The organism is Nitrospira calida, from assembly GCF_976986435.1.
In genome coordinates this window covers 2,824,084-2,847,256 of sequence record NZ_OZ335950.1, presented here as the reverse complement: position 1 = coordinate 2,847,256, position 23,173 = coordinate 2,824,084, and the positions used below count along the sequence as shown (strand labels likewise).

At 55.9% G+C, this 23,173-nt stretch carries 19 protein-coding genes and 1 pseudogene; 19 read left to right on the top strand and 1 reads right to left on the bottom strand.

All coding sequences use genetic code 11. From position 1 onward, the window contains the following. Positions 1–107 precede the first annotated feature (107 nt). From ACWHTU_RS14020 to ACWHTU_RS13970, 11 genes and pseudogenes are all read left to right on the top strand, one after another. Entirely contained in the window at positions 108–272 is a 165-nt protein-coding gene (locus tag ACWHTU_RS14020) for a hypothetical protein (protein ID WP_447859996.1), read from the top strand. A gap of 130 nt (positions 273–402) precedes the next feature. Next, positions 403–1,341 (top strand): annotated as a pseudogene (locus ACWHTU_RS14015) (ISL3 family transposase); the annotation flags it as partial. A gap of 30 nt (positions 1,342–1,371) precedes the next feature. After that, entirely contained in the window at positions 1,372–2,025 is a 654-nt protein-coding gene (locus ACWHTU_RS14010; RefSeq protein ID WP_447859995.1) for a molybdenum cofactor guanylyltransferase, read from the top strand. A 123-nt stretch (positions 2,026–2,148) separates the two neighbouring features. After that, positions 2,149–3,084, top strand: a complete 936-nt coding sequence (locus ACWHTU_RS14005) for a glycosyltransferase family 9 protein (RefSeq protein ID WP_447859994.1) — start codon at positions 2,149–2,151, stop codon at positions 3,082–3,084. A 60-nt stretch (positions 3,085–3,144) separates the two neighbouring features. Next, positions 3,145–4,899, top strand: a complete 1,755-nt coding sequence (argS, locus tag ACWHTU_RS14000) for an arginine--tRNA ligase (protein ID WP_447859993.1) — start codon at positions 3,145–3,147, stop codon at positions 4,897–4,899. 27 nt (positions 4,900–4,926) lie between these two features. Continuing rightward, positions 4,927–6,126 carry a tRNA guanosine(34) transglycosylase Tgt gene (tgt, locus tag ACWHTU_RS13995; RefSeq protein ID WP_447859992.1) on the top strand — a complete coding sequence of 400 codons (1,200 nt, stop codon included), beginning with the start codon at positions 4,927–4,929 and terminating at the stop codon, positions 6,124–6,126. After that, a complete protein-coding gene (yajC, locus tag ACWHTU_RS13990) occupies positions 6,123–6,440 on the top strand; it encodes a preprotein translocase subunit YajC (protein ID WP_447859991.1) in 318 nt (105 codons plus the stop codon). The genes tgt and yajC overlap by 4 nt, the downstream gene beginning before the upstream one ends. Positions 6,441–6,476: 36 nt before the next feature. Next, positions 6,477–8,120 carry a protein translocase subunit SecD gene (gene secD / locus ACWHTU_RS13985; protein WP_447859990.1) on the top strand — a complete coding sequence of 548 codons (1,644 nt, stop codon included), beginning with the start codon at positions 6,477–6,479 and terminating at the stop codon, positions 8,118–8,120. Between the two features lie 17 nt (positions 8,121–8,137). Next, positions 8,138–9,055 carry a protein translocase subunit SecF gene (gene secF / locus ACWHTU_RS13980; protein WP_447859989.1) on the top strand — a complete coding sequence of 306 codons (918 nt, stop codon included), beginning with the start codon at positions 8,138–8,140 and terminating at the stop codon, positions 9,053–9,055. 91 nt (positions 9,056–9,146) lie between these two features. Further along, entirely contained in the window at positions 9,147–12,326 is a 3,180-nt protein-coding gene (locus ACWHTU_RS13975) for a PAS domain S-box protein (protein WP_447859988.1), read from the top strand. After that, the gene (locus ACWHTU_RS13970) at positions 12,323–13,774 is read left to right on the top strand and encodes a sigma-54-dependent transcriptional regulator (protein ID WP_447859987.1); all 1,452 of its coding nucleotides are present in this window, start codon (positions 12,323–12,325) and stop codon (positions 13,772–13,774) included. The genes ACWHTU_RS13975 and ACWHTU_RS13970 overlap by 4 nt, the downstream gene beginning before the upstream one ends. A gap of 2 nt (positions 13,775–13,776) precedes the next feature. Here ACWHTU_RS13970 and ACWHTU_RS13965 read toward each other — a convergent pair whose 3' ends face one another. After that, a complete protein-coding gene (locus ACWHTU_RS13965) occupies positions 13,777–14,850 on the bottom strand; it encodes a WD40 repeat domain-containing protein (protein WP_447863369.1) in 1,074 nt (357 codons plus the stop codon). A gap of 247 nt (positions 14,851–15,097) precedes the next feature. Here ACWHTU_RS13965 and ACWHTU_RS13960 point away from each other — a divergent pair, with 247 nt between their 5' ends. The 8 genes from ACWHTU_RS13960 (at position 15,098) to ACWHTU_RS13925 (ending at position 23,151) form a co-directional block, all read left to right on the top strand. Then, positions 15,098–16,099, top strand: a complete 1,002-nt coding sequence (locus tag ACWHTU_RS13960; protein ID WP_447859986.1) for a hypothetical protein — start codon at positions 15,098–15,100, stop codon at positions 16,097–16,099. 42 nt (positions 16,100–16,141) lie between these two features. Then, complete coding sequence (locus ACWHTU_RS13955; RefSeq protein ID WP_447863368.1) at positions 16,142–16,753, top strand: 4Fe-4S dicluster domain-containing protein; 612 nt, start codon at positions 16,142–16,144, stop codon at positions 16,751–16,753. Positions 16,754–16,975: 222 nt separating this feature from the next. Further along, the gene (locus tag ACWHTU_RS13950; RefSeq protein WP_447859984.1) at positions 16,976–17,938 is read left to right on the top strand and encodes a TorD/DmsD family molecular chaperone; all 963 of its coding nucleotides are present in this window, start codon (positions 16,976–16,978) and stop codon (positions 17,936–17,938) included. Positions 17,939–18,032: 94 nt separating this feature from the next. Then, positions 18,033–18,986 (top strand): ethylbenzene dehydrogenase-related protein, encoded by a 954-nt coding sequence (locus ACWHTU_RS13945; protein ID WP_447859983.1) that lies wholly within the window; start codon positions 18,033–18,035, stop codon positions 18,984–18,986. A gap of 12 nt (positions 18,987–18,998) precedes the next feature. Next, positions 18,999–19,187 carry a hypothetical protein gene (locus ACWHTU_RS13940; RefSeq protein ID WP_447859982.1) on the top strand — a complete coding sequence of 63 codons (189 nt, stop codon included), beginning with the start codon at positions 18,999–19,001 and terminating at the stop codon, positions 19,185–19,187. A 414-nt stretch (positions 19,188–19,601) separates the two neighbouring features. Continuing rightward, positions 19,602–21,095 (top strand): B12-binding domain-containing radical SAM protein, encoded by a 1,494-nt coding sequence (locus tag ACWHTU_RS13935; protein ID WP_447859981.1) that lies wholly within the window; start codon positions 19,602–19,604, stop codon positions 21,093–21,095. Positions 21,096–21,195: 100 nt separating this feature from the next. Continuing rightward, positions 21,196–22,314, top strand: a complete 1,119-nt coding sequence (locus ACWHTU_RS13930) for a hypothetical protein (RefSeq protein WP_447859979.1) — start codon at positions 21,196–21,198, stop codon at positions 22,312–22,314. Between the two features lie 24 nt (positions 22,315–22,338). Further along, a complete protein-coding gene (locus ACWHTU_RS13925; RefSeq protein WP_447859978.1) occupies positions 22,339–23,151 on the top strand; it encodes a tetratricopeptide repeat protein in 813 nt (270 codons plus the stop codon). Positions 23,152–23,173 lie beyond the last annotated feature (22 nt).

The following is a 23,173-nucleotide window of genomic DNA, read 5'->3' as shown; positions in this document are numbered from 1 at the left end:
GGAATCCCACCCCCTCTTTGTTTATTTTTTATGGCTCGTCGGGAAATCGTGCGGGTAACTGACTCAACTTGCGCGATGCTTGGACCCTCGAAAGGAGGACCCGAGCGATGCGCGACTTTCAACTCTATCAAGCGGTGCTGGGCCTGCGGGCCTCGTGGACCGTGGTCAACGTGGAGTTGGATGTGAAGGGGGCAGCAGGTAACCGTGACCGTCGAGGCCGGACCGGGGCCTTATCCGTGCCCCTAGTGTCAGGAACCGGTCCCGGGCTATGATCGCAAGCGCCGCCGGTAGCGGCATGTGGATACCTGTCAGTTCATGACGGAGATCCCGTCGGACTTCCCCCGCGTGAGCTGTCCGACCCATGGAATCAAACAGATCGCTGTGCCTTGAGCGGAGCCCGGCCGTCAGTTCACCGCCTGGTTCGAGCGTCTGGCCATTGACTGGCTGCGGGAGTGTTCAGTGAATGGGGCTGCAGGGCTGCTGCGCATCACCTGGGATGAGGCCTGGGGTATCAAGGAGCGGGCCGTCGCCCGCGGGCTCAGCCGCCGCACCCAGGACGTCGTCACGCACCTCTGTGTCGATGAGAAGGCCACCGCGAAGCAGCATCGGTACCTCACCGTCGTGGCCGATCTTGAGCGCAGTTGGGTGCTCTATCTGGCCGAAGACCGGAAGCAAGAGAGTCTAGATGGCTTCTGGGGCACGCTGACGCCGGAGCAACGAGGAGGGATTGAAGCCATCGCGATGGACATGTGGGGGCCCTATATCCAGTCGACCCAGGCCCCCCTCGATGGGGCAGCGGCTAAGATCATCTTCGACAAGTTCCACGTGGCCAAACACCTGCACGTGGCCGTGGACCGGGTCCGCCGCACGGAGCATCGGGCTTTGAAGCAGACGGGGGATCACCGGCTGACAGGGACCAAGTGTCTCTGGCTCATGCGCCCCAAGGACATGACGTCCGAGCAGCGGGCCACGTTTCGCACCTTGCAGCGCAGCGATCTCAAGGTGGCACGGGCTTGGACCCTCAAGGAGCGCTTCCGCCAGTTCTGGGACTGTGCCTACCAGGGGACCGCCCAGCACTTCTTTGCGCGCTGGTTCTGGCGCACTACGCACAGCCGGCTCCGGCCGATGGCCGAGGTCGCCAAGCTGATCCGACGGCATCTTCCGAACGTGTTGACGTACCTGACGCATCGGCTCACGAACGCGGGGCAGGAAGCGGTCAATGCCACGATCCAGTGGGTCAAGAAGACTGCCCACGGCTTCCGCCACGTCGAGCACTTCAAGACCGCAATCGACTTCCCTTGTGGAGGACTGGATCTCTATCCAACCCGCACGAAAGCCTGAAGAGCCATTTTTATAAAGCGGCATTGGTCTATGAAATATGGTTCGTCTTCTTCAAGTGTGCAGGGCGTATCCGGTATTGTCATAGCCGGAGGGAAAAGCCGACGCATGGGATGCGACAAGCGATTCCTCGAGGTCGGCGGGAAAACCCTGCTTGACCATGTTTTGGAGACCATGGGAGCGCTCTTTGCCGAGATTATCCTTGTACTTTCGGAGGAAACGCCGGTTTTGAAGCGGTTGCGTTGGCGCACGGTGACCGACTTGATTCCGCAATCCGGAAGCCTGGGCGGGCTTTACACAGGGCTATATTGTGCGACCTATCCCCGTGTGTTCGCTGCTGCTTGCGATATGCCGTTTCTTAACGACAAGGTAATTCGTTATATGGCGGCCTTGAATGAGGGTGCGGACGTCGTCATGGCTCGCCTGACGACGGGACTTCAACCCATGCATGCGCTGTACTCGAAGCGTTGTCTTGGTCCGCTCGAGGCAATGGCCCGTGCAGGCAATCTGAAAATGCAAAGCCTGGTCTCCTTAACAGAGCTGAACGTGCGGCTGGTTCAAGAGGACGAACTCATTGGGCTCGATCCACACTTGTTGTCGTTTCAGAACGTCAACACGCCAGCTGACCTGGAAGCTGCAAGGGCGCTCTTCACGGAACGTCAACTCAGGCAATCCGGACAAAGCTAAACACAAGGTTCGCCCGTGCTTCGGACAATTCTTTTGGTGCATCCTGGGGGGCTCGGAGATGTGATTCTGGCTTTGCCCGCCATTCGTGCCTTGAGGAGGGCTTACCCGGGGCATGCATGCGGAATGCTGACCTGCCGCGAGGTGGGAAATCTGTACTGTCGGGCTGGCGAGGTCGACCGGAGTTTCTCGCTTGAATCGAGTTTCTTGGCACAGCTGTTCGCCGGACCGGAATTCGTCACTCCGGATTTTCAAGACTGGTTGGTCCGATGTGACGAGGCGGTGTGTTGGATGAGCGATACGACCGGCTGTGTCAGGTCTACGCTCCAGGCTTTCGGCGTTCGCCGTGTGATCGTTCAGTCTCCTCGAGTATCCGATCATCCGCCGATGCACCAGAGTGATCGATTACTCCGCGCCATTCGGTTGGATTTTGTGGAAGGTGTTGCCGGGGAAAGAAATGACAGGAAATTGAATCTTCCCCATGATGTCATTGAAGGCGCACGTAAATGGCTCAAAGAGGCGGGCGTTCGCGACGGTCATCCGGTCGTCGCGGTTCATCCCGGGAGCGGCAGCCGACATAAATGCTGCCAGCCGGCCGTACTTGCAAAGATCGTGGATTTATTAGCAGCGGATGCGAAGGTTCCGATCTTGATCCAGGGACCGGCGGATGCGGACATGGTCAGGTTAGTGTGCAATCAAGTTTCAAAACCGCTTGAGGTTATCCGGAACCTTGATCTGCTCACGGTTGCCGGAATTCTTGCACAGGCCGTTCTTTATATCGGTCATGATTCCGGCATCACCCACTTGGCTGCCGCTCTTGGTGCTCCGACCGTTGCGCTGTTCGGTCCGACGGACAGACAGCGGTGGGCGCCTCGAGGATCCAATGTAAAAGTCATTACCGGCAATGCCTGTCAGTGTCGAACATGGGAAACCGTTCAACAGTGCACGCGTAAACCCTGTCTTGAGATTTCTGCGGAGCGGGTTATTGCGACGTGCATGGACCTCTTGAGCGGTCTTCCCTCGACGACTAAGCCTGCGCCGCTGCCTTGTCACGTCTTGTAAGGTGTGCTAGATTGCCAGTTTGGTTTTTCCTTGATTCTTGCCGGGTTAGAGGATTCCGACGTGCCCCTTGATATTGTCAGACGGAAGGTACAGAGGGCGCTTAGCGATGCGCTCTTTGAAGCGAAACGCAAAGGACTGCTGAAAGGAGACTCTTTCCCAGCCATTACGCTTGAGGCGCCAAAGCGACCCGAGTGGGGGGATTTGGCATCGACTGTCGCCATGACGCTCGCCGCATCCGAGCAGCGCATGCCACAAGATATCGCCCAAATTATCGTCGACAATATCCCGCAACGTGAAGCTCTCTTTGAACGGATTGACGTTGTCCGTCCGGGGTTTCTCAATCTCACTGTCAAGCGGGACGTGTGGCTGCAAGTGCTGGCGGAGATCGAAGAACAAGGAGAGGCCTATGGTTCCACCGATCTGGGTCAAGGACGCCAGGTGCTTGTCGAGTATGTCAGTGCCAATCCGACGGGACCGCTGCATGTCGGTCATGGTCGAGGAGCAGCAATCGGACAGGCGATTGTGAATCTTTTGCGGGCGACAGGTCATCGCGTCGTGAGCGAATACTACATCAATGACGCAGGACGGCAGATGAAACTGCTAGGAGCCTCGGTTTATGCCCGCTATGGAGAACTGTGCGGCCGGATCATGAGATTTCCCGAGGACGGCTACCAAGGAGCCTACATCCAAACGGTAGCAACCCATGTGAAGGAACAAATTGGAACGACCTTGCTCGATCTGCCGGCCGACCTCGCCGAAGAGCGAATCAAGGACTTGGCCTATCGTGAACTCTTAGGCTGGATTCGAAAAGATCTTGAGGCGTTTGGAATCGCCTTTGAGTCGTGGTTTAGCGAAGCTGCGTTGTTGTCGGCCGGCGCAGTGGAAAAGGTCCTGCAAGAACTGCGAGAGAGAGATCTGCTCTTCGAGAAGGACGGGGCTTGGTGGTTCCGTTCATCCAAATTTGGCGACGAAAAGGACCGGGTGGTCAGAAAACAGGACGGAGAATATACGTACCTAGCCGCAGACATGGCGTATCATCGTGACAAGCTCGCTCGGGGATACGACCTGCTGGTCGACGTATGGGGCGCCGATCATCACGGCTATATTCCACGTATGCAGGCCGTCCTCGAAGCCTTTGGCTATCCGAAGGATCGCCTACGGGTTGTCCTCGTGCAGATGGTAAACCTCCTGAGAGGCGGGCGCAAGGTGGAAATGTCAAAGCGCGCCGGCGAGTTCATCACCCTGCGCGAGGTGATTGACGAGGTTGGGGCGGATGCCGCAAAGTTTTATTTTCTGATGCGCCGGCCCGATACGCATCTGGATTTCGATCTGGAACTGGCGAAGCAGCAAACCGCGGATAATCCCGTGTACTATGTGCAGTATGCCCACGCCAGGATCGCAAGTCTGTTTCGGGTGGCCACTTCGCGGGGCGTTCCAATACCGCATCCGAGCCGGGCGGAATTGGGACTCTTACGCGACTCGGACGAATTGGGTTTGATCCGTAAGCTGTCGGCCTATCCGTCCGTTGTTCAGGGCAGCGCGGTGGCCTTGGAGCCTCATCGTCTCACGTTCTATCTGCAAGAACTGGCCGGTCTCCTACACAACTTTTACTACAAGCACCGTATCCTCGCTTCCTCGGATGAGGGCGAAGCGCAGGATGATGGAGCGAAATGTGACAGCGATTCAGCGTCGCGACAGCGTGAGCGGGTGACGCCGGAACTGACGGCTGCCCGATTAGTGCTTATGCAAGCTGTCCAGCAAGTGCTGCGCAACGGACTGCAGCTTTTGGGCATATCGGCGCCGGACCAGATGTGATCCCCTTCTGCTCGAGCACCTGATGGTATGATCGACTTTGCGGTAATCCGCACGGACATGGGCGGCAAGGCCAGACTCGGTAGGTTGACGACGAGCCGAGGAACTGTGGCGACGCCCGCCTTTATGCCGGTGGGGTCACTGGGCACCGTCAAAGGGGTGGACCCGGATGACCTGCGCCGTCTGGGTTTTGGGCTCATCCTGAACAACGCATACCACCTTTACCTCCGACCGGGCCACCAGGTTGTCGCGGATATGGGTGGACTGCATGCTTTCACCGGATGGTCTGGTGCCATTCTGACGGACAGCGGCGGGTTTCAAATTTTTAGCCTGGCGAAACTTCGCAAGGTCACCGATGAAGGCGTCACGTTCCAATCGCACATTGACGGCTCGCTGCACCATATCACCCCGGAGACGGCAGTCCGCATCCAGGAGGCTTTAGGAGCCGACATTATCATGGCGCTCGACGAATGCGTCGGACTGCCGTCCAGCGTTGAGCTGGTTCAGGAAGCCGTCCGTCGCACCAGCTTGTGGGCCCGTCGCTGTCAAGCAGCCAGACGACGCACCGATCAGGCGCTGTTCGGAATCATCCAGGGAGGGACAGATTCCGCGCTGCGGGTTCAATCCGCGCGAGATCTTGTAGCTCTAGGGTTCGATGGGTATGCAGTGGGAGGGTTGTCGGTCGGCGAAGAAAAAGCTGCTATGTACGACGTGCTCAACGTGACGACGCCCGAATTACCTGCCATGAAGCCCCGGTACCTGATGGGAGTTGGCATGCCGGAAGATTTGGTCGAGGGCGTCGCGCGTGGCATCGACCTGTTCGATTGTGTGGTGCCGTCCAGACATGGTCGGACCGGCTGGTTGTTCACATCTTTCGGACGCGTGGTGATCAAACAGGCGCACTATGCGCGCGATGAGCGACCGATCGATCCAATCTGCCGATGCCCGGTCTGCACCAAGTACTCGCGGGCCTATCTGCATCATCTCTTCAATGTCAAAGAGATGCTGGGCGCTCGACTCAACACCATCCATAACTTGTTCTATTTCGCCGAGCTTATGCGCCAGATCCGTCTCGCCATCGAACAAGGCCGCTTCGCAGCCTTCCGGACGGAGTTCCTCGCCCGCCGCGACCAGTGGCCGGGCGAGGAACAGGTCGACGAAACGGTCGAGGCCCGCGGCGCCAAGACGGCGTGCTCGGTCCAGGTCTATAAGGAGAACCGCAGACGATGACACCGATGGCATGGGCGCAGGGGACTTCCGCGGGTAATTCCGCCGTGAGCGGGCTATTGTCGCTCGTCCCATTTGTGCTGATCTTCGTGATCTTCTATTTCCTGCTTATCCTTCCGCAACAGCGGAAGCAGAAAAAGCTGAAAGCGATGCTGGATTCCCTCAAGAAAGGCGACAAAGTCGTCACCGCGTCGGGTATCTGGGGGACGGTGACGAATTTGGGGAAAGACACCGTGACGCTTCAGATTTCCGACAATACCAAAATCAAGATTCAGAAGGAATTCATTGCCAGGTTGCGGACCGAAGACGAAGACTGAGGAGCGGCCCATGCCACGTGCGAGGTCAGAACGAGGATGAAAAAAGTCAGCGGACGGTTGGCGTTGTTGGCGTTTGTGCTGGTGATGTCGTTTATTTTTTTTCTCCCCTCCTATCAACCCTTGTACCGGCAATTACCCGATTGGTTGAAAACCGTGCTTCCGAACAAGGGGATCACGCTAGGGCTCGATCTGCAGGGAGGTATCCACCTAGTGCTCGAGGTCGAGGAAGACCGGGCGGTGGAGATCGCCGTTGATCGATCGGTCGTGGCTATCCAGGATCTGCTGGTCGAAAAGAAGATCCCCGTGGAGTCGGTCAAGCGGACCGGCTTTGCTCGTCTCTCGTTTTCGTTCCAAAATACGGAGTTAAAGGAACAGATTCAGAAACTGCTCGACGATTTTCCGGCATTTTATGAAGTGGAAAGCGTGGGCGACGCCCACACGGTGGTCTGGGAGCTACGCGAGGGAGAAATCAAGCGTATCAAGGATTCCGCCATCAACCAAGCCTTAGAGACGATCCGTAATCGAATCGACCAGTTCGGTGTGGCGGAGCCGCTGATTCAACGACAAGGCTTGAACCAGATCGTTGTGCAGTTGCCGGGGATTAAGGAGCCGAAACGAGCGAAAGACTTGATCAAGGAAACCGCGCTTCTGGAATTCAAACTGCTGGACGAGGACAGCAAATTGGCTCTTGATCTACCGCAGCGCATTCCCAAGGGCAAGGAGGAGGAAGTTTTAAAACAGTTCGCAGGCAAGATTCCGGAAGGCGATGAGATTCTGTTCGAGCGCGTTGTGGATAAGGACAGTGGGCGAGAATATCGCATTCCGTACCTGGTGAAGAAACGGGTGATGCTCGCTGGAGACGTGCTGAGCGACGCGCGAGTCTCGATCGGCCAATTCAACGATCCTTACGTGTCCGTGACCTTTGACGCCAAGGGCGCCCGGGAATTCGAACGGATCACCGCGGAGAACGTCAAGAAACGCATGGCGATCGTGCTGGATAACACCGTCTATTCTGCTCCCGTCATCCAGGAGCGGATCAGCGGCGGGCGGGCCCAGATCACGGGGGCGTTCACCATGCAGGAGGCAAATGATCTGGCGATCGTGCTCAGAGCCGGGGCATTGCCCGCGCCGCTGAAGATCATTCAGGATCTGACGGTGGGGCCCTCATTGGGACAGGATTCCATCGACAAGGGCATTAAGTCTACGCTGTTGGCCGGCACGATGGTGGTGCTGTTTATGATGGTGTATTACCGGCTTTCGGGCGTCATCGCCGATTTCGCCCTGGCGCTCAATCTCATTTGCTTGATTGGAGCTCTGGCGGCGCTCAATGCGACCTTGACCCTGCCGGGCATCGCCGGGATTATCCTGACGATCGGCATGGGTGTTGACTCCAACGTGCTCATCTTTGAGCGTATCCGCGAGGAACTGCGGCAGGGTAAACCGGTGCGGCTGGCTGTTGACGGCGGATACGACAAGGCGTTGCTGACAATCATTGACTCGCACGTAACCACCTTGATCACCGGGTTTGCGCTCTTTTTGTTCGGCACCGGACCGATCAAGGGCTTTGCCGTCACGTTGTGTTTGGGCATCGCGATCAATCTGTTTACCGCATTGGTCGGAACTAAAGTGATCTTCGATATCATCAATCAGCGTCGGAAAGTCGAGCACCTTAGCATTTAGTTTGAGAAGGAGCCGGCATGTTTGAAATTTTGGGCAAGACGAATATCGACTTCATGGGCAAGCGACGGATCGCCTTCATGTTTTCCGGTATCATGGTGCTCTTGGGGCTGGTGGCGGTCATCCAGATCGGCCGGGGAGCTGCGAATCTGGGGATCGATTTCGCCGGCGGAACGGCGGTGCAATTGAAATTCGACCAGCCAATCCGGATCGACCAAGCAAGGAAAGCGCTGGAGGCCCATGGGTTGGGCGACGCCGAGTTGCAGGAGTTCGTCCAGGAAAACAAGCTGTTGATCCGAGTGAAGACTTCCACGACGATTGAGGAGAAAGTCGCTGAACGGGTTATGACGGTGTTCAGCCAGGAATTCCCGGCGAACCGCTTCGTTGTGGACTCTAGCACGGAGATCGGGCCAACGGTCGGGAAGAAACTGCAGCAGGACGCGTTGATCGCGATCCTTATCTCCTTTGCCGGAATCGTTATGTATATCGCGGCACGGTTTGAGTTGCGGTTCGGCGTCGCCGCAGCCTTGGCGACTTTCCACGACGTGCTGGCGGTGCTGGGCGCATTTTATGTGCTCGACAAAGAAATCACGTTGCTCGTCGTGACGGCATTGCTCACGCTGGCCGGCTATTCACTTACCGATACCGTCGTCGTATTTGACCGCATCAGGGAAAACCTCCGGTTTCGCCGTCGCGACGACATCGCGACGGTCATCAACAACGGGATCAATCAGGTGTTGAGCCGGACCATTGTGACCAGCCTGACGGTGGTATTGGTGTTAATTCCTCTGGTTCTGACGGGCGGCGAGGTGCTTCACGACTTTTCTCTCGCATTATTATGGGGCGTGATCTTCGGGACCTACTCGTCGGTGTTTGTGGCTAGCCCGCTGCTTCTGATTTGGCCCGGAGGCCCAGGTCGGCTGTTGAAGCGGGCTTGAGCCGCCGCCCACATGGGGGGACTCGTTTTGCGCGTTTCCGGAATGGTAGATTGACATGCCTCTGTCGCCTGATTAGCCCCCCTAGGTTCACATGGAGTTCTGGGGTCGGTCACGGAGTCTCCAACGGAAGATCATCGCGGCCATCGTGATGGTCGGCCTTCTCCCCCTTTCCTTATCCCTTGCCCTGACATACATTGAGGAGCGACGTGCGCTTCGCGAGGCGATCGGCGCGAATTTCAAAGAACTGGCCGTGGAAGCGGCCCGTCGGATCGAGCTCCAAATCACCCGCGGGATCAACGAAGCTCAACAGTTGGCCACTACGCCGTTTCTCCGGACGGCGGTGACGGAGTCCAATCGGACCTATGCGGGCAAGGACGAGCGCACTGTCCAGTCGATGATCCGCGACTGGCAGCAACGGTGGCGCGCGCGCGACCGGCGCAGCGAGTTTCCGATCTTCATCAACCGCATTGTGACCAATTATTTGATCCGTTGGCACGACATCCGAAAAGCAGACTATGTGGGCATTTTTGTCACGGACAACCGTGGTGCACTGGTGATCAGCTCCATTCCGCAGGTGGAGTACTACTATGGGAAAAGCCTGTGGTGGCAGGCTGTCGTCAAAAAGGGGCAAGGCCGGGTCTACGTCAGTGACATGTATTTCGATCCTTCCTTCGGAACCCATGTGCTCAATGTGTCGGCGCCGATTTTGGATGATGAACAGCACGAAACCATCGGGGCCGTGACGGTCCTTTTGCGGCGGGACACGTTGTTTCATGCCATCTCCGAGGTGACCGTCGGGTCGACGGGCCACGCGATGTTGATGAGTTCTGAAGGGACCCCACTAATCTGCCCGGTTCTCGCTCCGGAGGAGCATACGGTGACACCTGAGCTGGTCGCCGCGATCGGGCGAGGAAAAGCCGGATGGGCCATTGCGCGCGATGATTCACACGGCGGTCGCAATTCGTTGGTCGGCTTCGCGCCAATCCGGCTAGGTGAGAGCCTTGCGCCGGATAGCCTGGGTGGCAAACGCTGGATCACGTTCGTGCGGCAAGATCCCGAGGAAACCTATGCTCCGCTCGACGAGCTTTTGATGAAGGTCACGCTTTACGGATTCTTCGTGCTGGCTGTGTTGTTGGCGACTGGCGTCACAGTCGCGCGACGGATCTCGAAGCCCATTCGAATCTTGCACGAAGGCGTGCAGGAGATCGGCAGCGGCCGGCTGGATCAGCGACTGAATCTCAGGACAAGGGACGAAATTCAGGACTTGGCGGAGGCCTTCAACGCGATGGCCGCCAACCTGCAGCATTCGTTCAACCAGATTGAGCAGCGAATGGCGGAAGTCAGACAGCTCGAAGAGAAATATCGCGATCTGATTGAGAACTCGCCGGAAATGATCTGTCAATTGAACAAGGTTGGCCAATTCGTGCATGTGAACAAGACCGGCCTTGAAAAGCTTGGGTATACCCTGGATGAGATGTTGACCATGCGGCTGTGGGATTTGGTGCCCCGAGGGCGGGAATCAGAAATCCTGGGGTATCTCGAACGCCTGATGGCCCAGGGTCGCGGCTCGATTGAGACGGTGTTCCTGGCAAGGGACGGGCGGCCTATCGATGTGGAGATCCATGCGACGGCGTTGTTCGACACCGAGAGCGGCGGGCTCATCCACTCGCGGGCCTTCGTCCGCGACGTCACCGAGCGCCGACAGTTAGAGCAACAGGTCCAGCGGTACACGACGCAATTGGAGCAGGAAGTCGCTGAGCGCACCCGCCAGCTTTCCGCGTCCCAGGCCCGCTATAAAGCGCTGTTCGATCTGGTGGCGGATTCCGTGTTCATGGTCGATCCCACTGGATGTATCGTCGCGGTGAACAAACGGGAGGAGCAGGCGTTGGGATATACGGAGGAAGCGGTTGTGGGCCGGAACATTTTGGAAATTGTGCTTCCGGCTCATCACGAGGAAATGCGGAAGTTGATTGACAAGATCGTGGCCGGCCAGCGACGCGTGCCGACGCAGGAGATCGCCGTCTTCGACCATTCTCGTCGCGCGACACCGGTCGAGATGGATCTGATGCGGGTGGAAGGTGATGCGGAGCCATTGGTCATGGTTCAGCTTCGCGATATCACCGATCGAAAGCGACTAGAACGACAGTTGGAAGAGTATCGAGAGGAACTTGAACTCAAAGTGCGCGAGCGGACACGGGAGATCGAAGAGACCAAGCAGTATCTGGAAAACCTCCTCGAGAACGCGAATGATGTCATCTATACCCTGGATTCGGAGCAGCGGTTCACTTACGTTAACAGCAAGGTCGAAGCGTGGGGGTATCGGAAAGAAGATCTCATCGGTCGGCCGTACCTGTCCTTGCTGTCCAAACGGCACCGGGGACGCCGACTCAAAAGCACGCTGGATATCGGCACCAAGCAGGTCTATGAAGTCGAAGTCCTTACCCGGACGGGAGACACTCGGACAGTGATGGTCAGTGTATCGCCTCTCTACGATTCGGACGGCGGCATTCTGGGTGTCCTGGGCATCGCGCGCGATATGACAGAGACGAAGAAGCTTGAACGGCAGATCCTCAGCTCCGAGAAGCTGGCATCGGTGGGCAAGCTGGCGGCCGGTGTCGCGCACGAAATCAACAACCCGCTGGGAGGTATCCTGAACTGTTTGTACAACCTTCGGAAAGGGAACTTACCCCCGGCCAGGCAGGAGGAGTATCTGGCTTCGATGGAGGACGGGTTGCGCCGCGTGCAGAAAATCGTCAGACAACTGTTGGATTTCTCGCAGCAGCATGAGCCGGAACTGTCCCGGACCGATATCAATCAAGTCATCGAGCGGGTGCTCGTGCTCACCAATCACACCTTCGTCACAAATCGCATTGTGTTGGAAACGGACCTCGGTCGTAACCTGCCGGACCTCATGGTCGACCGCCATATGATTGAACAAGTGCTGATGAATCTGATCCTGAACGCGGTGCAGGCCATGAAAGGCGGCGGGGTGCTCACGATCCGAACGCGCATTGATGAGGGACTCTGCCTGATCGAGATCAAGGACACTGGGTGCGGTATTCCTGGGTCTGTGTTGCCCAAGATTTTCGACCCCTTCTTCACCACGAAGGGAGAAGGGGAAGGAACCGGCCTGGGGCTGTCCGTCAGCCTCGGCATCGTCGAGCGACATGGAGGGAAGATTCTTGTCGAGAGTGAGGTCGGAAAAGGCACGACCTTTACCCTTTGCTTGCCTGTTGCGAGGGAGCGGGTGGCAATCGGGAGACCGTTGTGAAGCCTCTTAGCCTACTCATCGTGGATGACGAACCGCTGATGCGGCTTTCCATGAGCGACGCCTTGAAGGCCGTTGGATACGATGTTCAGGCGGCGTCCAGCGGGACCGAGGGCGTCGAGGCCGTCCAGAAACGGCAGTTCGACATCGTCATTACCGATTTGCGCTTGCCTGGCACGGACGGTTTGACGCTGTTGCAGACATGTAAGCAGGTTTCGCCCCGAACGGAAGTTGTCGTGATCACTGCACATAGTTCGGTCGAAACGGCGGTCGGCGCGATGAAATTGGGGGCGTACGACTACATCACCAAGCCCTTTCAGATGGACGAGTTGCTGCTCATCGTCGATCGACTGGCCAAGGTGCTGGCGCTTCGTCAGGAGAATCTGCAGTTAAAAGAGGAGTTGGCCGGCAAGTTCAGTTTCCAGGGGATCCTGGGCAAGAACGAGCGGATGCGCGCGGTGTTGGAAAAGATCAAATTGGTGGCCGGAACGGATTCCACCGTCTTGATCGTCGGTGAAAGCGGGACCGGCAAAGAATTGGTTGCCAATGCGATCCACCACATTAGTCCGCGAAAAGATCATGCCCTGATCAAGGTCAGTTGCGCGGCTCTGCCGGAGACCCTGCTGGAAGCGGAATTATTCGGCCATGAGAAGGGAGCCTTCACCGGAGCGCTCCGACAACGTCGCGGGCGGTTCGAGCTGGCCAACAAAGGAACCTTGTTCCTGGACGAGATTGGCGAGATTTCTCCGGTGGTACAGGTCAAATTGCTGCGGGTCCTGCAGGAGCGGCAATTCGAGAGGGTGGGGGGGAACGAGACGATTGAAGTGGACGTCCGTCTGGTGTGCGCGACACAAAAGGATTTGAAGAAGGAAGTTGCGGCCGGCCGTTTTCGCGAGGACTTGTTTTATCGGCTGAATGTCGTGCAAGTGGTTTTGCCTCCGTTGCGGGAGCGTCAGGAAGACATTCTGTTGATCGCCGAACATGTGCTCCACACGAGGTCCGCCCATATGAACAAGGACCTCAAGGGATTTTCACAGGCGGCCCGCGAACTGCTCTTGCGCTATTCCTATCCTGGCAATGTGCGCGAATTGGAGAACATGGTCGAACGAGCCGTTGCGTTGGGGCGCGCGCAGGAGGAGATTCAGCCATGGGATCTTTGTGGCTTCCAATCTTGTCCCTACCTTGGCGGGTCGCCCCAGGACTCATGCGGTTTTTGCAGTGAAGGTCTGACAGGGGCAGCGCGGAAAGAAGCACCGACTTGCTCTTTGTCGATGGCGAGAGAACGGTTCGAACGGGAATACATCGTCTCCGTGCTGGATCGGGTTGGGGGGAGCAGAACCGAAGCTGCCAAAATTCTAGGGCTTTCGCGGAAGGCGCTGTGGGAGAAATGCAAACGGTACGGCATACCCTCGGGGAGGAACGGTGCAGAACCGGAGTCCGACGAGGACTGAGCTTATTCCGTCGGTTCTGGACCCCCTTCCCACAGTTTGACAGTCCGGTCCCAGGAAGCACTGGCGAGGCGCAATCCATCGACAGAAAAGCATACGGACCGGACGTAGCCGGTATGCCCTTTCAGCGTCTTGAAGTGCCGCCCCGAGGCGATATCCCACAGCTTGATGGTATGGTCATCACTTGCGCTCGCCAACACTTTCCCGTCCGGCGAGACGGCCAGCGACCGAACCCAGCCACTGTGACCTTTCAGTGTTCTCAGTTCAGTCACTTGCGGCATGGCGAAGAATTTGATGGTCGTATCCCGGCTGCCGGTGATGAGGGTCTTCCCATCCGGCGTGAAGGTCATGGCACCGATCCAATAGTCCATCGGCTTTTGGAAGCCGCCGTCGTCCTCGAAAAAATACCCGCGTGCTTCCGGAGAGTCTTCTTCATCTTCCCTCCAGTGGCCGTTGTGAACGATTTTTTCCTCCCCGCTTGGCAAGACCTCCCAGACCTTGATCTTGCCGATATCGCTGCCGCTGGCCAAATGAACACCGTCAGGCGAGAAAGCGACGCAAACTGACCAATGGTGGTCATACGGATCCTTCCCCAGGAGCGTCATCAACTCGGTGCCGGTCGTGACTTCCCAGATCTTGATGTCCTTGTTATGACTTCCGCGGGCTAGCATCAGGCCGTCCGGAGAGAGGGAGAGGCTGCAGACGTTGTGGTCGTAGCGGGTGAAGAGGAGCTTCAAAGGTTCGCCGGTCCTGGGATTCCACAGGCGGATCGTTCGGTCATCGCTGCCGGTGGCGAGAATTTGACCGTCTGGCGTAAATACCGCCGCTCTGATGTCATGGGTATGGCCGCGCAACGACCGGAGCAGTCGTCCGGTTTCGATATCCCAGATACGCACCATGCGGTCGACTCCACCGGAAGCCAAGGTCTGGCCATCAGGCGAGAAGGCAACTGTCCAGACTCCGTGGGAATGCCCGCGAAAGGTTCGGACTTCGCGCGCGCCTGCTTTCCAATACTCAAGCAGGTCGACTTTCGGCTGTTGACCTTCGGCTTGTTCAGATGCGAGACCTGCTTGTGACATCTGGGCATGCAGAGCTTGATCAGGCATGGGTACTGTTTTCACTCCTTGCTGGCTCTGGGTTACCTACGCGCAAATTGCAAAAGGGTTTTCCGGGCGAGTATAATTTTAAATCCAGTTAAAAATAAATGGTAAGAGATGCCATGCGGACAAGTCAAGGGAGCCGGTGGCATTGATTGTGAGAATATTCGGTCTTCCCGAATTACGTGGTTCGCGGTCCCAACTCTAGCTCTAGCCGTCGAGGTATCCGATGGAAATCCGATTTCAACCCGCCCTGCTCCAGGAAGTGATCGATTCATTCATCGAAAAGACCGAACGAGAAGGCGATCCCACCTATTATAAGGAGTTCCACGAGCTTGCCGACCCGATCTATGAGAAATTCTCGCTCGATGATCGGGAACCGGAGTTCAAGAAACTTTATCAATATCTTTTCGGTGTTTGGGGGTTCTCGGACATAATTCGCGACGCGTTCGACGAGTTCCCTGAGTTGAAGAAAAAAATCGGCATTGTCCTGGTCAAGGGGGTGTTGAAGGAGGATCAGGAAGGAGTCGACATCCTGAGAAAGTGGGGTTCCGTCGAGCATGAATTGGCCAAGCAGTTTGAGGAGAAGGGCCTAAAAGGCGTCGGTATCAAACTCATTCCGCGTCGATTCTACGATCCCGCGTTGACCCGTTATTGCCGACATGAATTGACCCACATCTCCGACATGCTGGACCCGGCGTTCAACTATGATCCGGATACCAAGGTCGGGCAGAATCCCGGCGAGGAAGCGCTGATTCTTCATCGCTACCGGGTTCTGTGGTGTTTAAGCATTGACAGCCGCCTCGAGGCTGCGGGCAAAGAGCCGATGCTTACCAAAGAAGACCGGTATAAGGAGTTCCGTTCGTGGTACCGGAAGATTCCGCCCGCCCAGCTCAAATCGGTATTCGAAGGCCTGTGGCAGACGCAGTTCTTTACCCACTCCGAGTTGGTGGAAATGGCAACAGATACGCTGCGGGTCATGGACCGAGCGGTCGAAGTCGAGGGCGGCGAGGTGCCCGAAACGCAGAACAAAATCATGCTGATGCCTGGCTTTCCATGCCCGCTATGCCGCTTTCCAACGTACTCCTGGGTCGAGGACTTGGAGAATAAGGTTGAGAAGTATGTCTTGGACTATATTCGAGAGAATCATCCCGGTTGGGATACGGAATTCGGCGCTTGCGACCGCTGTGTCGAAGTCTACAAGCTTCGCGCCGATGGGGTGATGGGATAATCAATCGGGATAATCAATCATTCATTGGAGGATGTTCAGCCGATGGCCTCAGAACCACAGTACGGTCGACGGCAGTTTCTGAAAGACTCCCTCATTTCCGTAGCTAGGGCTGCTCATGAGTTCGTTAAGCACAAGGACGCGCCTCGGGAGAAGGGCGAGCCTCCTCCCCGGATGGATTGGCTCAGACCGCCGGGAGCGATCGAGGAGGCCATCTTCCTTGAGCGCTGTACGCGCTGTGGCGACTGCGCGAAAGCCTGCCCTTATGGAAGCATCGAATTCGACCGACAGAACGGCACACCCGTCGTATTTCCTGATCAAATCCCTTGTTATCTGTGCGAGGATTTTCCCTGTATCACTGCCTGCTCAACGGATGCCTTGCTACCTCTCGCAGGGCGAGAATATGTCAAAATGGGGCAGGCCGTGGTGGCGCACGGTGATTGCACGGCCGGACAAGGATGTCATGCTTGCGTTTCAAAGTGTCCGATGGATGCGTTGCAAATGGATTTCAAGTCGATGCGTCTCGTGGTCTCAAGCGACCGGTGTGTCGGTTGTGGGATTTGCGAATCCGTGTGTAAGACCGTCAACGACAGGATCGCCATCAAGGTTTCTCCCGCGCGATGGCTGACAAAAGGCTGTTCTCACGCGGGGTTATAAGGTGCCCGGTTAGCTGCGAGAGGGGAGATCAGAGCTCGTGGCTAGCACAGAGAAACGTTAAAAACAGGCAGTCAGGTAGCGAGGGGGATGGCCGAGATCACGCTTGACTTCGCATTGGCCTTTACCTATGATACGCCAGCCTGTGCCAGAAGTTCGAAGTTTTAAACCGAAAAGTTTCGGCTCATACGACGGTTTGAAGCATCGGACTGAGGAGGGGTAGTGATGACGGCTAAGCAATCTCAAATGAAACAGCCAGAAAGCTCTACGGCGGTCATTCCCAGAACAGAAGTCGTAAAAGATACTCCAGCGGTCGAACGGGCTTTGAACCGCAGCAAGATCTACCTCCTGATCTCCTGGAGTATGTTGTATCCGGAAGACGATGAGTTTCTCGATTATCTCCAGAGCGGGGAGTTCGTGGAAGACGGCCGCTTGGCCTTGGAGAGCCTTCGTTCGGCACTTGACGGTAACGGTGGAGAGCGTGCGAAGCAGAAGATTGCGGCATTGCTCAAGCATTTCGACTCGATCGAAAAATGGATTGCGGCGGAGTGCATCAACTGGCAACTCAGCGATCTGCAGGGCGAGCATCGTCGGGTATTCAGCAATGTCATCACCCTCGATTGTCCTCCCTATGAGACCCTCTTTGGAAATGATCACGTGTTTGCACAGTCTCATGTCATGGGGGATATCGCCGGCTTTTATAAAGCCTTCGGCGTCGAGCTTTCGAGAGATATCCACGAGCGACTTGACCATCTGAGCGTGGAACTCGAGTTCATGCACTTTTTGGCGTACAAGGAGAGTTACTCCCGCTGCCACGACGGCGCGGATAAAACCCAGATTGTCGTCGACGCCCAGAAGAAGTTTGTGAAGAATCATATTGGTCGTTGGGTGCCCCTCTTCTGCCGGATGTTAGCCAGGAAGGCTGATTCGGGATTCTTCAAGTTGATGGCAGATGTCACGACCGACTGGATGGATTTCGAAGTAGCTTTTCTCGGCGTGAATCCGCAACCCTACTCTGAAACCGATTACCGTCCTGCGACGTTCAGTGCTCCCGAAGGTCAAACATACGAGTGCGGCGCGCAGGATCAGGGGAACGAGTTGAGCATGTTACTTAACGAAGTTGGCGCCCAGACATTTTTGGAAAAGGAAGAGAAAAAGGAGGAGAGTGGGCCGGTTGGAACAGCATAGGGGCCTCGCAGTCTTTACTTGTTAAGATTGAGCCGGTCGAGCAGTAATGCGCCGTCGTTTTTTTAATCTTTTAATGAGAGGAGGGCATATTCATATGAGACTGGTGCAGACACGCAACAAGCGTTTGGTGTTTGGCATTCTTCTCTCTGCTCTGGTCGTTGGCGCGATGCTGACGATTGGGCAAGTGCCGCTGGCGGTCAGCCAACCGGTCACGATCCCAGTGAAGGCCATTAAGGGCCCTATCCCTATGGACGGTGCCAATCCGATCTGGGAAGGTGTGCCGGGTGTTGTCGTGCCTTTGAGTGGGCAGACGATCACCACCCCGATGCATCCGAATATCTCGGTCAAGTCGGTGTTCGTCAAGGCTGTCACTAACGGTAAGGAAATCGGTTTCCGCCTCGATTGGGCTGACCAGACCAAGAACGATACCACGATCGGCCCCCAAGACTTCAGAGATCAGGCGGCGATTCAATTCCCGGTGAATCCTTCTGGTGCGCCTCCGTTCCAGTGCATGGGGCAGTCGGGAGGCACTGTGAACATCTGGCGGTGGAATGCTGAGTGGCAGAAGGACTTGGGTAAGGATAGCGCCGGGATTTGGGACGTGGACGATCAATATCCCGGGATTTTCTGGGATTACTATTTTGAAGAACCAGCCGGCGGTGTCACCTACCCGGACCGGATCGGTCGAAGCCTCGGGCCCTTCAATCCGGGCATCTGGTCGGGGAATATCATGTCGGATCCGACGTTGCGCGTGAGTTCCGTGGAAGATCTCAATGCCAACGGATTCAGCACGCTGACTACGCAGGCGCATCAGGATGTGATCGGTAATGGCGTGTGGGAACCGGCCGGTTCGGTAAAGGGTGGATGCTGCACGGGTCCGACGTGGCGTATTGTTGTTAAGCGGGCCCTGGAGACCAGTGATCCCAATGATGTGCAGTTCAAGCCTGGCATGTCTGTCCCTGTGGCTTTTGCAGTTTGGGACGGCGCCAATGTGGAGAGAAACGGTATGAAGGGCATCTCCACTTGGTTCACGCTAAAGCTCCCGTGATCGATCGGGTGCATGATTGAGGCGTTGTCCGGGCTGGACCGGTTATCGCCTCAAACTAATTGGTTTAAGAAAAGCCCGGAGTCCGCCTTCCATCACTTGTCTGACGTGGCGGCTCAGGGCTTTTCTGTTTTTCCAGCCTTGTGGTTACGTTTTTCCCTTTCGGATCAACAAAGACTATTATTTGGTGTAAGGCTTGAATAAAGGGACATAGTCCTACAGGGTTGCTTTTGCTAAATCACGGGGTGTATAAAATTTGATGAATCACTGAGGCGCACCGCTAATTCTCGGAATCTTCTGTAGAATTCGGATCGGCAAGAAAGGCCGCTCATGAAGATCTTGTTACTGTTCCCGCCGACCTGGCATCCCTCCCAGCCTTACTTGAGTCTGCCATCCCTCACGGGATTTCTTGCACAGGCAGGGGTTCGGAACGTCTCGCAGCGCGACCTAGGTATCGAACTGCTTGATATCATGCTGACGCGGGCGTACGGCGAGGAAATTTACCGACGCTTGATAGAGAAGGTCAGAGATCTTGAGCGAAAACGAGAAGGAGAAACCGGTGCGTCGAGCACGGAGCATTATGCACGGCTTGTCGAATCGCTCGACCGCTTCCCGTATTTGATCGATCGGATCGAGCTCGCCAAGGAAACGTTGCGAGGAGAAGGATTTTACGATCTCGATCAGTACCGAGACAGTCTTTTCCTGATCGATAAATGGCTCGAGTTGGTCTCGTCACTCTACTTTCCCACCCGTATCACCGTCGTGGACAACCAATTTAGCTCCTATTCAATCTATTCATCAAAAGATTTGCTGAAAGTGATTCGTGACGAGGAGCAGAATCCTTACATCAGCCTGTTTCGCGAGAAGTGCCTACCGTCGATTCTTGCTGGCCAGCCGGAGCTGGTCGGAGTGTCCATCACGGCTACGTCTCAAATCGTGCCCGGTCTGACTCTTTGTCGACTGATCAAAGAGGCCAATCCAGATATTCATCTGACAATCGGAGGCAGCATCTTTACGCGCCTGGTCGACAACCTGCGGCGATGTCCAGGGCTTTTCGATCTCACCGACGACTTCGTGGTGTTCGAAGGTGAAACGGCTCTCCTTGAATTGGTTAATCAGATGGAGGGCAAGCGCGATTTCAGCAAGGTGCCCAATTTGATTTACCGCCAAAACGGCAAGATCACGGTCAACCAGCCTTTTTATTCAGAAAACATCAACCGGTTGCCAGCGCCTAATTACGACGGGTTCCCACTCGGCCGCTATCTATCGCCGGAACCGGTGCTGCCGGTCCAGTTCTCCCGCGGATGCTACTATAAGGATTGTGCGTTTTGCGCGCTGACTCTGGATCACCAGAACTTCAGGCAGAAAGATCCTGGCAAAACGGTCGATGAGCTGGCTTGGCTCAAACAGCGGTATGGCGCAGGCTTTTTCTTCTTCACGGACGAGTGCTTTGCGCTGTCGCCTACGAAACGGTTGTGCCAACAGATGATCGATCGAAATCTTAACGTTCAGTGGACTTGTGAGATGAGGTTCGAAAAGAATCTCTCACGCGATCTCCTCATACTGATGCGGGACGCCGGCTGTTTGAAAATCGTGTTTGGACTGGAATCCTTCAATCAACGAGTCATGGATTTCATGAAAAAAGGGATCAAGCAAGAGAGTGTCCGGCGCATTACTAACGACTGCGTGGACTTGGGCATTGCCGTCCACTGCTACATCATCGTGGGCTTCCCGACCGAGCGCGAAGAAGAGGCGCTGGAAACCATGAATTTCATTGTGGAAAACAAAAAGCTGCATAGTTCGTTCGGTTTTTCATGCCAGCCGTGCTTGTTCGATTTGGAGAAGGAAGCGCCGATCATGAGTGATCCGGGCAGCTACGGGATCAGGCGAATCATGCGCCCGGCCGCTGAAGATTTGAGCTTGGGATTCTTCTATGAAGTTCAGGAAGGAATGACCCCCGATCAGGCGGAGCGAGTGTACCAATACATCTATGAAAAAATCAGCGAGGTGGTGTGCGAATTACCATTTAACTATTCAATGGCCGATGGACTTCTGTACATCGCTCGCGCGAAGGCTCAAGCAGACCGAGTTCCTCAGCCGGCTGGCTCTTGAGCCTAAATTGCGGTAATTGACGCTATTTTCCCCATCCGGCTATAATCGTTTTTCTTCCGACGGGACGGTCGGCGCAAGAGCAGGAGGTCCGGTTTTAGCTATGGTCGGAGAAACGGCTGTTGAGAAAAGCGGACGGATTGAGGAGCAAGGTCTGCTTTTCGAATACACGATCCGTCTGGCGTTGCTGGCCGGTCTGCTCGAACTGGTGTTGTATCGGTTGGTTTCTCGCCTCGGCATGCACTTGAGTAAGGTGTTTGCTCAACACGAGTCGGTTCGGCTCATTTTTAAAGCCCTTTCCTCGATCGGATTTGCCCTGTTGAACACGGTGTCGTTGCTCGTGTTTCTGGCTCTCCTGGTTCTGCTTGCGAACAAAATCGCCGGTAAGCGCTGGGTTGCTGGGATCGATAAATTCACGGTCCCGGCGGTCATGCTTGTGCTACTTTTGACGATCGGATTCCTCATCGTACCGCCAGCGATGTTCGGGTCGGTGGTGTACAATTTGGTTGCATTTGCGGTGATTACATTGTTGACGGCGGAGTACCTTCTTTCACATCAGTCTCCGTCCCGGTTGGCGTTCGGCCTCTGTTTCTTTCTCGGGATCTCCGGTTGGTTCTATTATCAGACCCTCTCGACCGGCTTTGGCTGGCTTGGCATCTTGACACCGCCTCCGCTCGTTCACGAGATCAACCGGGCCGGTGAGGCGCTTATGGTGTTGGCCAGCATTCTTGTCTTTTGGGCCTATGGAGGTGGCGTGTCCTTCCACACAAAAAACCGCCGCCTGCGTCGGCGAGCACTGTGGTTCTGGAGTGTTGCTTGCACGCTCTTTGCCGCGTTGTTATTTATGGATTACGCGCTCAGCCTATACAATCCAGCGGTGGCGGAAACTGTGAGGAAGGCCGGTGAGGGCATCAGTTGGATTTTCCAGATGGGCATGGGCTATACATTTTATTTGCCCTTTGCTTTCTATGTAACCGGCTTGCTGTGTTGGTCATACGCTGTGATCAAATTGCTTTTCATGGGTCGCATGGCCGGCTATGGGTTGGGGTTTTTGTTCATTGCCGGCTACGCGCTGCAGCTTTCACACCTAACTTTGATGGTGATTTTAGGCCTGATGCTTCTTAATCTGGACAAGCGACGGGTGGTTGCCATGGACGAGAATCCTGCTACCGAGTCCCGGCTGGCCACTGCTCCCCCGGCACTTGTCAGCGGACGGACTTAAATGAAGAAAGCCTGGTGAATACCTATGGATGAACAGAAAACGATGCCTACGCCGGATCCGGGAGGAGCGACGGTCGAAGAGGGTGAGCGTCCGCTAACGCCGGATGAGGAAATCGCGGAACTTGAAAAGCTGTTGGCGACCGAGCCCGACGACTTTCAAGCGCGTTGTCGGCTGGGAGAGTTGTACTTCAGCAAGGGGCGGTTGGACGACGCGCTCACCGAGGTGAAGAAATCCATCGAGATGGCTGAAGGTTTGCGGGCCGAGATGAACCGATCGTTGGCCATGTATTACTCTAATCTTGGAACAATCTATGCCACCAAAGGCATGATGGAAGAAGCCGAAACACAATTCAAGCAGGCGCTCGAAATTCATGGCAGTGATGTGCTTGCTCTCTTCAATCTCGGTCGCGTTTACGCCGAAAAGCGGCAGTACATGGAGGCCAAGAAGTATTTCGAGAAATTGGTGGAAATCACACCCGACGATCCGATTGCGTGGTACAACCTTGCGGGAGTGTACGTGGAACTTGATAACCCCCAGATTTCGGATTACAACACGATGGACATGGCGATGCAGTGCTATCTCCGCGTATTGGAGCTCGATCCGAAACATCTCGAATCGAGCTTCAAGCTCATGGAAATCGCGCTGAATCACAAGAAAACCGACCTGGCGATCAAGGTCATGGAAAGCGCGGTCGAGCATAATCCGGACGAGCCGCTCGCCTATTACAATCTGATCAGCGTCTACGACAAGTGTAAGATGTTCGAACAGGCGGAGCAGGCTAGGCAGCGGTTGAAGGAACGGTTTGCAAAGCGGTCGAAGGACACGACGACAGCGTGAATGAATCCTCACGAAGGAGACC